This is a genomic window from Streptomyces sp. NBC_00005 (genome assembly GCF_045160215.1).
GTDB lineage: Bacteria > Actinomycetota > Actinomycetes > Streptomycetales > Streptomycetaceae > Streptomyces.
This window is the reverse complement of the sequence record NZ_CP108316.1, coordinates 1,547,980-1,559,922: the sequence shown is the minus strand read 5'-3', so window position 1 is coordinate 1,559,922 and position 11,943 is coordinate 1,547,980. Positions and strand designations below refer to the sequence as shown.

Genomic DNA, 11,943 nt, shown 5'->3' with positions numbered 1-11,943 from the left:
ATGAAGATCGCAGTCATCGGCGGTACCGGCCTGATCGGGTCGCAGGTCGTCGAGAACCTGAAGGCCGCCGGGCACGAGGCGGTACCTCACTCGAAGTCCACCGGCGTCGACGTCATCAGCGGCCAGGGACTGGACGAGGCGGTGGCGGGAGCCGACGTCGTCGTCAACCTGACGAACTCCCCGACCTTCGACGAGGCCTCCCCTGCCTTCTTCCAGACCTCGATGGACAACCTGCTTGCCGCGGCGCGCAAGGGCGGCGTCGGCCACTTCGTCATCCTCTCGATCGTCGGCACGGACCAGGTGCCGGAGCTGGACTACTACCGGGCCAAGACGCTCCAGGAGCACATCCTCGCGGCTGGTCCGATCCCCTACTCGATCGTCCGGGCAACGCAGTTCATGGAGTTCATGGACGCCGTCCTGTCCTGGACCGCCGACGGCGACACCGTCCGGCTGCCCGCCACGCCGATCCAGCCGATCGCCGCCAAGGACGTGGCGAGCGCGGTGACGGAGGTCGCCGTGGGCGTCCCGCTGAACGGCATCCGCAACATCGGCGGCCCCGACGTCTTCACCCTGGACGAGCTGGGCCGGACCACCCTGTCCCGCAAGGGCGACAGTCGTACGGTCGTCACCGACCCCTCCGCCGGCATGTTCGCCGTCGTCAAGGGCGACGTCCTCACCGACAAGGACGCCCACCTCGCCCCCACCCACTACACCGACTGGCTCTCCTGACGCGCTCGAAGCCTCGCGGCTTCAAGTGACCGGGTCGGCCGCGTACCCCTCGTACGCTGTTCCCCGTGCCGACCTCCCGCCTGCATCGCGTCGCTGTCCTTGTGCTGGAGGGTGCGAAGCCGCTCGATGTCGGCATTCCCGCCCAGGTGTTCACGACGCGCGCGAGCATGCCGTACGAGGTGCGGGTGTGCGGGGCGGCACCCGGGCTCGTGACCGGCGGCGACGGCCTGGCGTACCACGTCGCCGACGGTCTCGACGCGCTCGCGTGGGCCGACATCGTGTTCGTGCCCGGCTACCGGTTCCCGGACCGCGAGGACCCGCCGCAGGCCGTCGTCGACGCGCTGATCACCGCCCACGACCGGGGCGTACGGCTCGCCGCCATCTCGACGGGCGCCTTCGCGCTCGCCGCCACGGGCCTCCTCGACGGCAAGCGCGCCACCACGCACTGGCACTACACGCGGGCACTCGCTCAGAAGCATCCGCGCATCCAGGTCGACGAGAACGTCCTGTTCGTCGACGAGGGCAGCATGCTGACGTCGGCCGGCGCCGCCTCGGGCATCGACCTGTGTCTGCACATCCTGCGGCGCGACCTCGGGGTGGCCGCCTCGAACCACGCGGCCCGGCGCCTGGTCGCGGCCCCCTACCGCAGCGGCGGCCAGGCGCAGTACGTGCCGCGCAGTGTGCCCGAGCCGCTCGGCGAGCGGTTCGCCGCCACCCGCGAGTGGGCCCTGCGCCGCCTCGACGAGCCTCTCGCTCTCGAAACCCTCGCGGAGCACGCGGCGGTCTCGGCGCGCACGTTCTCGCGGCGCTTCGTCGAGGACACCGGGTACACGCCCATGCAGTGGGTCATGCGCGCCCGCATCGACCTGGCCCGTGAGCTGCTGGAGCGTTCGGAGCGGAGCGTCGAGCAGATCGCCAACGACGTGGGGCTCGGCACCGGGGCGAATTTGCGGACGCACTTCCAGCGGATCCTCGGGACCACGCCGAGCGAGTACCGGCGCACCTTCACCCGAGGCGAGTAGCCCGCCGTCCGACACCAGTGTCGCTGCCGGTCTCAGCGGCATGGCGCGCCTGGCGGGATCCTTTCGAACCATGGCGCTCACGCCACTGCCACGACCGGATCCCGAGCGCGAGGCTGGTGACGTACCGAAGAGACACCAAGGGGTATTCATGACTCGCATCGGCATCAACGGATTCGGCCGCATCGGACGCAATGTGCTGCGCGCCCTGCTCGAGCGCGACAGCGACCTCGAGATCGTGGCCGTCAACGACCTCACCGAGCCCGCCACGCTCGCGCGGCTCCTCGCCTTCGACTCGACGGCCGGCCGGCTCGGCCGCCCGGTGACCGTCGACGGGGACGCCCTCGTCGTCGACGGCCGGCGCATCAAGGTGCTCGCCGAGCGTGAGCCGGCGCAGCTGCCGTGGGCCGAACTCGGCGTCGACATCGTGCTGGAGGCCACCGGGCGCTTCACCTCGGCCAAGGCCGCCCGCGCCCACCTCGACGCGGGCGCGCGGAAGGTCCTCGTCAGCGCGCCCTCGGACGGCGCGGACGTCACGCTCGCCTACGGGGTCAACACCGACGCGTACGACCCGGAGCTGCACACGATCGTCTCGAACGCCTCCTGCACCACCAACGCGCTCGCGCCGCTCGCCGCCGTACTCGACGAACTCGCCGGTATCGAGCACGGGTTCATGACCACGGTGCACGCCTACACGCAGGAGCAGAACCTCCAGGACGGCCCGCACCGCGACGCCCGCCGCGCCCGCGCCGCCGGCGTCAACATCGTGCCGACCACGACGGGCGCCGCCAAGGCGATCGGCCACGTGTTGCCCGGCCTCGACGGCAAGCTGTCGGGCGACTCGATCCGTGTACCGGTTCCGGTGGGCTCGATCGTCGAGCTCAACACCACCGTTGCCCGCGACGTGACGCGCGACGACGTGCTGGCGGCCTACCGTGCCGCGGCTGAGGGGCCGTTGGCCGGCGTCCTCGAGTACTCGGAGGACGCGCTCGTGTCGTCCGACATCACCGGCAACCCGGCCTCGTCGATCTTCGACTCGGCCCTCACCCGCGTCGACGGCCGCCACGTCAAGGTGGTCGCCTGGTACGACAACGAGTGGGGCTTCTCCAACCGTGTGATCGACACGCTGGAGCTGCTCGCCACCGGCTGACCTGCGCACCGGCCCGCCTCGTTCCCTCCAAGGCCCCGGAGTCCTGGCCCAGACACCAGGGAGCAAGTAACCCGTCGGTAGGTTCTGGGGCCCGTTTCCCGGTGGTGGGACGCCTCGTTGGGCTATCCGGGTGAATGCCCGGGAGGCCGACGACAAGGGGCGGGTGTGCGGCAGGAGTGGTCGCCGGAAGAGCTGCTGGCGAGCTGGACCCTGGTGGACGGCGACTGGAAGCTCGTGGCCAACAAGTCCGGGCCGACCAGGCTCGGCTTCTGCCTGATGTTGAAGTTCTTCGAGATCGAGGCGCGGTTCCCGGAGTTCATCGAGGAGTTCCCCCAGTCCGCGGTGGAGTACGTCTCGGGTCTGGTGAAGGTGCCGGCGGCGGAGCTGACGAAGTACGACCTGGCGGGCGCGAAGCGGCACCGCAAGCAGATCCACGAGGCCCTGGGGTTTCGGCCGCCGACGCTCGCGTGGCTGGCCGCGGAGGTATGCCCGGTCGAACTGGTGGAGGACCGGCAGCGCGAGGCCCTGCTGGTGGAGTGCCATACGCGGAAGATCGAGCCGCCGGGCCCGACCCGTATGGAGAGGGTCCTGGTCGCGGCGCGGGGCAGGTGGGAGCGGGCGTTCTGTGCCCGGACCATTGAGCGTCTGGGCGCGGTGGGCAGGGCCCGGCTGTTGGCGCTGGTGGCCGAGGGGAACGATGAGGGCACCGCGCTGCTGGCCGCGCTCAAGCGCGACCCGGGAGCTGTCGGTCTGGACGCCCTGTTGATGGAGATCATCAAGCTCACGTCGGTGCGGGAACTCGGGCTTCCGAAGGGGTTGTTCGCGGACTGCTCGGAGAAGCTGGTCGCCGCGTGGAGGGCGCGGGCGATCAAGATGTATCCCTCGGACTTCCGCGACACGGCGGAGGACGTGCGGGTCACGTTGCTCGCGGCGCTGTGTTCGTCGAGGCAGGCGGAGATCACCGAAGCCCTGGTCGACCTGCTGATCGCTCTGGTCCACAAGATCAACGCTCGTGCTGAGCGACGGGTGGAGAAGCAGCTCACGGCTGAGCTGAGGAAGGTCCGGGGCAAGGAGGGGATCCTCTTCAAGCTGGCGGAGGCCGCGGTCGGAAAGCCGGATGAACGAGGCCGCGTGGCGCGCCCTCGACCTGACGCGCGCCTACGTCGCACGCGACCGCACCGCGGTCGTCGAGCACCTCGCGGACCTGGAGGAGGACCAGCTGACGTTCGCCGGAGGCGTGCTCATCACGATGTACAACGACACCCGCGAGGTCCTGCGGAACACCGGGCGCCCGCACAATCCGGCGACCGTGGTGCGCGAGGTCGACGCGGTGGCGCCCGGTTCGCGCCGACCGAACGCGAGTTCGCCGTCACCCCGGCCGCCCGGCGCAAGGTCTTCGGCCTCGCCACCGCAGACGACCGTCTCGCTTGACCTCTTGCGCGTCAGTCCGGCAGCCAGTGCAACTCGTGCGCCAGGGTTTTGGCGACGGCACGGATGCGGCGGTGTAGTGGCGACAGCTCGCGTGGGAGGACCAGGTGGATCGTCAGGCTGGGCGCGCCCCGCAGCGGTCGCCAGGTGAGACCGGCCGGTGATGCCGTGACCGCGGCTTCTCCGGCCGGGGCGAGGGTGACCCCGTCGCGCAGGTCACGCTGAGACATGTCGAAAGAGACTGCGGGCGTGTGGAATCGGGGGTGTGGTCGGGTGTCTCGGAACAGTGCGGACAGCTGATCGTGGATCACTGGGTTGGCCGCACGGTCCGGGAGTCGCAGCGGATACGCGGCCGCGTCGGCGATCTCGATCTCCGGGTGTTCGGCCAGCGGATGGTGCTGAGCCAGCTGGACCCCGATGCGCTCACGCCGCAGCAGGAACCGGCGCACGCCACGGCCCGGCTGTTCACCGCGGGTGATCCCGGCATCGATGCGGCCGTCGGCGACCGCGGGGGAGATCTCCGGTGTCGCCATCGGGACCGCGCCGACCTCGAGTCCGCTGTTGCCGCGAATCAGCCTGTCCACCAGGGCCGGTGCCGTCTCGGCCCCGGCGCTGAGGCTGTATCCGATGCGCAGCGTGCCCAGTTCACCGGCCGCCGCGCTCCGGGCGGTGTCCCATGCCCGGTCCAGCGCCGCCAGCGCGGGCGGCGCGGACTCCGCCAAAGCCGCACCGGCCGTGGTCAATACGACGCTACGCGTGTTGCGGACCAGCAGGGCCGTACCGAGTTCCGCCTCCAATCGGCGCATCCGGGCGCTGAGTGCGGGCTGTGCGATACCGATCCGTGCGGCCGCGCGGGTGAAGTTCAACTCCTGCGCCAGCACCAGGAAGTAGCACAGGCTCACCGTATCCGGCGCCACGTGCCCTCCCTGCCGATTGATAACGATCCGTTCTGAGCCTATCCCGTACCGGTCTTTCCCTCGACCGCACATCAAGCCCTAACCTGCGCATATGACGATTCAACCGACCGCAGTACTGGACATCGCACTCACGCACACCGCCGATTTCGAGTCCGCCCTCACGGCTCTCGCGAAGGCCGCGGCCACCGAGCCCGGTGTGCTCGACTATGGATTCTGGCGCGACCCGACCCACCCGGGCCCTCCCCGATGTCGTAGCCTTCGTCGGCGACCTCCCGCTGTGGCTGGCCACCGACTCCCACGCGCTCCTCGAAACCACCTCCGTCCTCACCCGGATCCCGATGCTCCGCACCTAGCGAGGTCGGCGGCAGTTCTTGGCAGGAGCTCCCAGGTCACCCGGAGTGTTACGGTCCCGTCTCTGGACGGAGGTCGTCATGCATAAGTTGGTGGTCCTGTATTCCAAGCCCGCCGACCCTGACCACTTCCGCGACTACTACGTGACCAACCACCTTCCACTGGTCATGAATTGGCCCGGCCTGCTTGCGTGGCGCTACAGCTTCGACGTGGCGGCGACCAAGGGAGAAGCGCCGTATTTCGCGGTCTTCGAAGGCGACTTCGCTGACGCCGCCGCCATGGCCGCGGCGCGGGCGTCGCCGCAAGGCCGGCGGGTGGCCGCTGATGTCGCCAACTACGCCACCGGCGGTGCGGTCGTCATCCACTATCCGGTGCAGGACGGCACCGGCTGAGGCAGGCCGGTACGCTCCGGGACGCGTTCGGTCGGCCGTTGCGGCCAGGTCCGGCTATCGGCGGACGCCGTTCGCGGTTGCCGGTTCGTTGAGCGTCAAAGGTGGGCCGATGTCCTGGCCGGATGTCACGGTGGTTGATGCGTGCGTGCGGCGCGACGGCCGGGGCGGTAGCCCCACGTCCGTCACCGACGACGACCCGGCGGCGACGGACGCGGACCGGCGTGCGGTCGCTGCTGCGGCCGGCACCTCGCACGCGGCGTTCCTCGGCCCGGGGCGGACGCCGGACGGTGGCTGGCCGGTCCGGTTCTTCACCGCCACCGCCGAACTGTCCGGCTGCGGCCACGGCACCGTTGCCGCGCAGGCCGTCCGGTTGACCCGCACCGCGCTGGGCGAGCTGAACGACCGCCAACACACTGGCGGGCGCACGTTCGACACCGTCGCGATCCGCCGCCCCGCCGGCATCGAGGTGTGGTTCGACCAGGGCCTCGTCGCGCTGCGTAACCCGGCACCGGACGAGCGCGCCGCGATCGTCGCCGCGCTCGGGCTCACCGCGGACGATCCGCATCCGACCGACGCGCCACGGATCGCCGCGCCCGGCGCACCGCGCATGCTGGTACCGGTCCACGACCGGTCGGCGCTGCTCCGAGTCCACCCACACCTCGGCAGGCTGACAGCGGCGTGCCAGCGGTACGGGCTCCTCGGCTGTTTCGTGTACGTACCGCCGGTGGGCGACCGACCGGGTGCGGCGCGGATGTTCGCGCCGGCGATCGGTGTCGACGAGGACGTCGCCAACGCCAACAGCACCGGCTGCCTGGCCGCCCACCTGCTCGACACGACAGGGGCGCAGACGGTCGCGATCGAGGTGGAGCAGGGCGACACCCTCGGTCGACCGGCCAGCGTGCTCGCTTCGGCCCGACGCGGGCCGGCGGGCATCACGACCCGGGTCGGCGGGTTAGCGGTGGTCCGCGACGGACACTGAGGCGACGACCAGACCGTCCTCTGCTGCGATCCGCGCATGGGGCCGGGGCTGTCCGCTGCGGTCAAGCGTTGGCACCCGGTGGCGGGCGTCAGCGGGACGCGGTGTCGAGGGCGCGGCTGAGTGTCCATCGAGAGACGCGCAGCTTGGCGGCGACGGCGGTTCGGGTTTGTCCGGTGCCGAGCAGGATGCGGGCGTCGGTGATCTGTTCGGAGGTCAGGGCGCGAGGACGGCCGCCGACGCGGCCTCGGGCGCGGGCGGCGTCGAGGCCTTCGCGGGTGCCTTTGACGATCTGCTGACGTTGGAACTTGGCGATGGCGGCGAACATGGTGAAGATCAGTTCGCCGCACATGTCGTCGCTGGTGTCGAGCACGATGCCGTCGAGGGTGCGGAAGTGGCGGCCGTTGGCGTGCAGGTCGTCTTCGACGATGGCGAGGAGTGCATGCCGACACGACTTCAAGCGCGTGGAATCGCACGACTGCCCGATGTCCACCTGCGCCGCCCCCGCGGGCTCCCCGTGCCGGACCGGCAAGGCCAAGGTGGCGATCCAGTACCACACCGCCCGCTTCCGCCTCGTGCCCCAACTCGCCAAGGTGCTCAGCGTGCAGACCCCCGCGGTGCGCAAGCCCGGCTCGGCCTGGACCGAACTGCCCCGGCCCGTAAGCGCCGGCATCACCCCAGTCGGGCACGTCCGCCTCGGCTACGCACGCGCCTCGACGGCCCGGCAGTCCCTGGACGCGCAGCTGGACTCGCTCGCCGAGGCCGGGGTCACCCGGGTCTTCTCGGAGAAGATCTCCACCCGCGCCACCATGCGCCCCGAGCTGGACGCCGCCGTGAAGCTCGCCGGGGAGATCCGGGCCTCCGGCGTTGCCGTCACGCTCGTCGTGCACGAGCACAAGCGGCTCGGCCGCGGCATCGAACTGGCCATGCTCGCCGAGGAGCTGAAGGCGAGCGATGTCGGCCTGGAGTTCCTCACTGGGGAGCTCAAGGGCTCACACGACCCCTCCGGGATCGTCTTCACCGTGCTCGCTGCGATGTCCGGCATGGAAGGCGAGTACATCCGGGACCGCACCCTCGAAGGCCACGAGTCCGCCCGCAAGCGCGGCAAGACCATTGGCGGCGCGGGCGTCACCGACGACGACATGCTGTTCACCGCCCTGCGCCTACGTGACGAGGAGTTGAGCCTGCGCGACATCGCGGCCCGGCTCGTCATCTCCAAGGGCGCGAAGAAGGGTCAGCACCCCTCGCCCGCCACCGTCCTGCGCATGCTGCGCGAACATGATGAACAAGTCGCCACGGCCGCGAATGCCTGAGCCGCCAAAGCTACCGGCGGGTTACTTGTTCCCTGGTGTCTGGACTAGGACTTCGGGGCCTCCAACGACTGGCCTCGGGGCCTGCACCGGCCCGCGTCCGAGCCTGTGTCACATCCCCGTCGGGGTGGGTGACACAGGCGCTCGGTGCTTTCTCAGGGCTTCCGTGCCACTCCGCAGAACTGCGTCACGTCGACGATCTCGCCGACCTCCGGCTGCTGCGCGTGCCAGCGGGAGCAGGACACCACGCCCGGCTCCAGCAGATCCAGACCGTCGAAGAAGTGCAGCAACTGCTCGCGGCTGCGCAGCTTCATCGGTGCGGAGCCCTGCTCGTTCCAGCTCGCGACCGCCGCCGTCATAGCCTCGGTGTGGACCTCGGCGGTGGGGTGGGCGAGTGCCAGATAACTGCCGGAGGGCAGGGCGGCGACGAGCCGGTCGACGATCGCGTACGCCTGCTCGTCGTCGTTCACGAACTGCATGATGCCCAGCAGCATGAGAGCCACGGGCTCGGTGAAGTCCAGCGTGCGGGTGGCGCCTTCGACGATCTTGTCGGGGTGGTGGACGTCCCCGTCCAGATAGTCCGTGACGCCCTCGGGACTGCTGGTGAGCAGGGCCTGGGCGTGGACGAGGACCAAGGGGTCGTTGTCCACGTAGACGATCCGCGCCTCGGGGGCCAGCCCCTGGGCGACCTCGTGCGTGTTGTCCGCGGTGGGCAGGCCGGTCCCCAGGTCGAGGAACTGGCGGATGCCCACCTCGCCGACCAGGTGCTGCACCGCCCGGCCCAGGAAGGCCCGGTCGGCCCGGGCGGCGTCGACGATCTCCGGGAAGTACGTCAGGACCTGCTCGCCCAGGGCGCGGTCGGGGGCGTAGTTGTCCTTGCCGCCCAGCCAGTAGTTCCACACCCGCGCCGAATGCGGGGTGTTGAGATCCAGCCGTGCCAACACGGCCTCACGGTCGGCCGGTTCCTCGGACATGACACGCTCCTCGTCCTGGACCGGCGGCACCTGGTCCGCCGACCCCTCACGCCTATGGGCAAGCGACAACGTAGCGGGCGGTGTCGGTTCAGGCCACCAATTCCCCGATCTTGACAGCTCCATGGCGCCGCACGCCGGGTAGGGGACACCGGTCGGCAACGGATCAGTTCTGGCTCAACGATTCATATTGCTCTCATGAATTGGTGACTTCTATCATCAACGTGCGAGCCGGAGAACTACAAGTTGCCGCGTCGGACAGGAGTCCCGTATGCGCACGATCCGCCGTGTCCCGCTGACCCTGTTCGTCGCGGTGGGGCTGGTTGTGGGGGTGTTGGTGACCTACGATCCCGAACTCGCCGTCAGGGGCGTGGAGTAGGCGGCCGTCGTGACTCTGTCCATCGGACTGGTCGTTCACGCAAGCCGCCGCGGGGTCTTCGAGGAGGCGGTCGAGCCGCTGTCCGGAATCTCGCTGAAGTGGGTCACCTACGGGCACGAGCAGGAGATCAGGCCTCGTGTTCGCAGCCTCGTCGACGGGCATGCCCTGGACGGACTGCTGGTGGGTGCCGTGCCGTACCGCGCCTGCCGCGACGTCCTCTCCCGGAACCTGCCCGTCGCGGTCACCCGCAGCTCCGCCCTCGACCTCGCGCTGGCACTGTCCCAGGCGCAGGCCCGCGGCTGGCAGGCGGTTCCGGTCAGCATCGACACCTTCGACCACGAGGTGGTCTCCGAGGTGACGGAGGCGGCGCACCTCGACCGCACCCGTGTCACCTGCCTCCCGTACGCCGACGACCAGAGCGTCGACGAGATCTGCGCCTTCCACCAGCGGTCCGTGGGCGAGGGCGACGGCTACGTCATCACCGCGCGCACCGCGGTGCTACGGCAGTTGCGGGGCGCTGTGCGGGTGCTGAACGGCTCGCCCACGCCGTCCAGCATCCGCGCGGAACTGCACGAGCTGGTGCTGCGCGTCCGGTCCGAGCGGGCGGGCGCCGCCGGGTTCGCCGCGGGCGTGTTCTGCGTGGGCAGGCACGGCCGCCCCGGTGACCTGGAGCGCAGCCGCAAGGACCTGCTGCACCTGCTGCGGGCCACGCCCGAACTCACCGACGCCTGGATCGAGAACCGCGGGCGGCGCGGCGTGCTGGTCCTCGGGGGCCGGACGCTGTTCGAGCGCCTCAGCCGCAACTGGCTGGTCGTTCCCGTGCTGGACCAGGCCCAGGAGGCGCTGGGCGTACGGGTGTCCGCCGGCTTCGGAGTGGGACCCTCGGCCCGCAGCGCGGTGGTGCTGGCCGAACGGGCCGCCGTACGCGCGGAGTCGGAGCACCGGCCGTGCGGCTACCTGATGGAGGACAGCGGGCTCGTCATCGGGCCGATGGGGCCGGGAGGGGAGCCGTCCGAACAGGCGGGAGGACGGGCCGGAGGGCAGCCCCCCGCCCCGCCCCGCCCCGATCAGGGCGACCGCGTACGGGCACTCGCGCGGACCGTCGGGCTCAGTCCGGCAACGTTGTCAAGACTGGCCGCGATCGAGCACGATCTGGCCGGGCGGACGGTCACCCCGAGCGAACTCGCCGACGCGATGGCCATCACCGACCCCAGCGGCCGGCGCCTGGTCCGCAAACTCCACGCGCACGGCCTGGTCACCTCCGAGGGCCTCGCCCAGACCCATCGCAAGGGGCGGCCGACAGGGCTGTACCGCCTGGCGATCGCCGCGGCACTGACGGGCTCCGTGGACGGACAGCCCGTCGCGACCGTGTGACGGACTCCGCCCGGTTCGCAAGCTCTGCTTCGGACAAGTGGCGGACGGCTGTCGTACGAGATGGAGCGCGTGGGCCTTTCGGGCGCCGCCCTAGCCTTCCTCCATGGAATATGGAGGTGGTGACGCGTGAAAGCGAAGCCGACCGTTCAGATCGACACGGATCGAGTCGTCGTCACGGAGTGGTGCTTCGCCCCGGGGGCCGAGACGGGGCATCACGTTCACGCACACGACTACGTGGTGGTTCCCTTGATCACCGGAACGGTTCGTGTGGAGGACTCGGACGGGGAACACGAGGTGGAGATGCACGCGGGCGCTTCCTACGCACGGTCCGCCGGTGTCGCGCACAACCTCGTGAACACGAACGACTACGAGTTCCGCTTTGTCGAAGTCGAGCTCAGGCAGGGATGATCCCGATGACCTCACAGCCTTCCCGTGACGGCTTCCACCCGGACCTGCCCGACGGTCCGAGCCGCCCGCTGCCCGAGGCGCGCACACGGGTGCACCACGTCCGCGCCGACGATCTGGACGCCGACACGGCGCAGACCGACGGCATGCGCCGCTTCGCCGCGATCAGCGGTGCCAGGGTCGGCTCGGAGCGGATGTGGATGGGGCAGACCACGGTCGCCCCCGCGACCGCCTCGGCCGACCACCACCACGGCGACTCCGAGACCGCCATCTACATCGTCAGCGGCCACCCCGAGTTCGTCTTCCTCGCCGATACCGCTGATACCGCCGATCCCGCCAAGAGCGGGGCGGAACCCGAGGAGGTGCGGTTGCGGACCGGGCCAGGCGACTACATCTTCGTCCCGCCCTTCGTGCCGCACCGCGAGGAGAACCCCGACCCCGACGAAGAGGCCGTCGTCGTGATCGCCCGCAGCACACAGGAGGCCGTGGTGGTCAACCTGCCGGGCCTCTACGTCCTCCGGTCCGGCCAGGAGTAGCCGGTG

The 11,943-nt window shown here is 70.4% G+C and carries 14 protein-coding genes; 11 read left to right on the top strand and 3 right to left on the bottom strand.

Annotation, left to right across the window (positions count from 1 at the left end):
- The 4 genes from OG303_RS07620 (at position 1) to OG303_RS07605 (ending at position 4,329) form a co-directional block, all read left to right on the top strand.
- Complete coding sequence (locus OG303_RS07620) at positions 1-729, top strand: SDR family oxidoreductase (protein ID WP_405866077.1); 729 nt, start codon at positions 1-3, stop codon at positions 727-729.
- Positions 730-794: 65 nt separating this feature from the next.
- Positions 795-1,751, top strand: a complete 957-nt coding sequence (locus OG303_RS07615; protein WP_405866075.1) for a GlxA family transcriptional regulator — start codon at positions 795-797, stop codon at positions 1,749-1,751.
- A 148-nt stretch (positions 1,752-1,899) separates the two neighbouring features.
- Positions 1,900-2,898 carry a type I glyceraldehyde-3-phosphate dehydrogenase gene (gap, locus tag OG303_RS07610; RefSeq protein ID WP_405866073.1) on the top strand — a complete coding sequence of 333 codons (999 nt, stop codon included), beginning with the start codon at positions 1,900-1,902 and terminating at the stop codon, positions 2,896-2,898.
- 165 nt (positions 2,899-3,063) lie between these two features.
- Entirely contained in the window at positions 3,064-4,329 is a 1,266-nt protein-coding gene (locus OG303_RS07605) for a DUF4158 domain-containing protein (RefSeq protein WP_405866071.1), read from the top strand.
- A gap of 11 nt (positions 4,330-4,340) precedes the next feature.
- On the opposite strand, the gene OG303_RS07600 is transcribed toward OG303_RS07605, so the two are convergent.
- Positions 4,341-5,243, bottom strand: a complete 903-nt coding sequence (locus OG303_RS07600; RefSeq protein WP_405866069.1) for a LysR substrate-binding domain-containing protein — start codon at positions 5,241-5,243, stop codon at positions 4,341-4,343.
- 206 nt (positions 5,244-5,449) lie between these two features.
- Here OG303_RS07600 and OG303_RS07595 point away from each other — a divergent pair, with 206 nt between their 5' ends.
- From OG303_RS07595 to OG303_RS07585, 3 genes are all read left to right on the top strand, one after another.
- Entirely contained in the window at positions 5,450-5,596 is a 147-nt protein-coding gene (locus tag OG303_RS07595; RefSeq protein ID WP_405866067.1) for a hypothetical protein, read from the top strand.
- A 78-nt stretch (positions 5,597-5,674) separates the two neighbouring features.
- Positions 5,675-5,986 carry an EthD family reductase gene (locus OG303_RS07590; protein ID WP_043666123.1) on the top strand — a complete coding sequence of 104 codons (312 nt, stop codon included), beginning with the start codon at positions 5,675-5,677 and terminating at the stop codon, positions 5,984-5,986.
- Between the two features lie 109 nt (positions 5,987-6,095).
- Positions 6,096-6,965, top strand: coding sequence for a PhzF family phenazine biosynthesis protein (locus tag OG303_RS07585; protein WP_405866064.1), 870 nt, complete (start codon positions 6,096-6,098; stop codon positions 6,963-6,965).
- Positions 6,966-7,053: 88 nt separating this feature from the next.
- Here the strand turns inward: OG303_RS07585 and OG303_RS07580 are convergent, their stop codons facing one another.
- Positions 7,054-7,455 carry a recombinase family protein gene (locus OG303_RS07580; RefSeq protein WP_405866062.1) on the bottom strand — a complete coding sequence of 134 codons (402 nt, stop codon included), beginning with the start codon at positions 7,453-7,455 and terminating at the stop codon, positions 7,054-7,056.
- On the opposite strand from OG303_RS07580, the gene OG303_RS07575 reads away from it, so the two are divergent.
- A complete protein-coding gene (locus tag OG303_RS07575) occupies positions 7,448-8,275 on the top strand; it encodes a recombinase family protein (protein ID WP_405866060.1) in 828 nt (275 codons plus the stop codon). The two genes, OG303_RS07580 and OG303_RS07575, sit on opposite strands and share 8 nt — an antisense overlap.
- Positions 8,276-8,427: 152 nt before the next feature.
- Here the strand turns inward: OG303_RS07575 and OG303_RS07570 are convergent, their stop codons facing one another.
- Positions 8,428-9,246 carry an SAM-dependent methyltransferase gene (locus OG303_RS07570; RefSeq protein ID WP_405866058.1) on the bottom strand — a complete coding sequence of 273 codons (819 nt, stop codon included), beginning with the start codon at positions 9,244-9,246 and terminating at the stop codon, positions 8,428-8,430.
- A 385-nt stretch (positions 9,247-9,631) separates the two neighbouring features.
- Between OG303_RS07570 and OG303_RS07565 the strand changes: the two genes are divergently transcribed.
- The 3 genes from OG303_RS07565 (at position 9,632) to OG303_RS07555 (ending at position 11,937) form a co-directional block, all read left to right on the top strand.
- Positions 9,632-10,996 (top strand): MarR family transcriptional regulator, encoded by a 1,365-nt coding sequence (locus tag OG303_RS07565; RefSeq protein ID WP_405866056.1) that lies wholly within the window; start codon positions 9,632-9,634, stop codon positions 10,994-10,996.
- 126 nt (positions 10,997-11,122) lie between these two features.
- A complete protein-coding gene (locus OG303_RS07560) occupies positions 11,123-11,404 on the top strand; it encodes a cupin domain-containing protein (protein ID WP_405866054.1) in 282 nt (93 codons plus the stop codon).
- Positions 11,405-11,409: 5 nt separating this feature from the next.
- Complete coding sequence (locus OG303_RS07555) at positions 11,410-11,937, top strand: cupin (RefSeq protein ID WP_405866052.1); 528 nt, start codon at positions 11,410-11,412, stop codon at positions 11,935-11,937.
- The last annotated feature ends 6 nt before the right edge of the window (positions 11,938-11,943 follow it).

Coding starts and splice junctions, on each gene's coding strand:
- OG303_RS07620 (WP_405866077.1), top strand. CDS start 1: ATGAAGATCGCAGTCATCGGCGGTACCGGCCTGATCGGGTCGCAGGTC.
- OG303_RS07595 (WP_405866067.1), top strand. CDS start 5,450: ATGGATTCTGGCGCGACCCGACCCACCCGGGCCCTCCCCGATGTCGTA.
- OG303_RS07585 (WP_405866064.1), top strand. CDS start 6,096: ATGTCCTGGCCGGATGTCACGGTGGTTGATGCGTGCGTGCGGCGCGAC.
- gap (WP_405866073.1), top strand. CDS start 1,900: ATGACTCGCATCGGCATCAACGGATTCGGCCGCATCGGACGCAATGTG.
- OG303_RS07555 (WP_405866052.1), top strand. CDS start 11,410: ATGACCTCACAGCCTTCCCGTGACGGCTTCCACCCGGACCTGCCCGAC.
- OG303_RS07570 (WP_405866058.1), bottom strand. CDS start 9,246: ATGTCCGAGGAACCGGCCGACCGTGAGGCCGTGTTGGCACGGCTGGAT.
- OG303_RS07590 (WP_043666123.1), top strand. CDS start 5,675: ATGCATAAGTTGGTGGTCCTGTATTCCAAGCCCGCCGACCCTGACCAC.
- OG303_RS07575 (WP_405866060.1), top strand. CDS start 7,448: ATGTCCACCTGCGCCGCCCCCGCGGGCTCCCCGTGCCGGACCGGCAAG.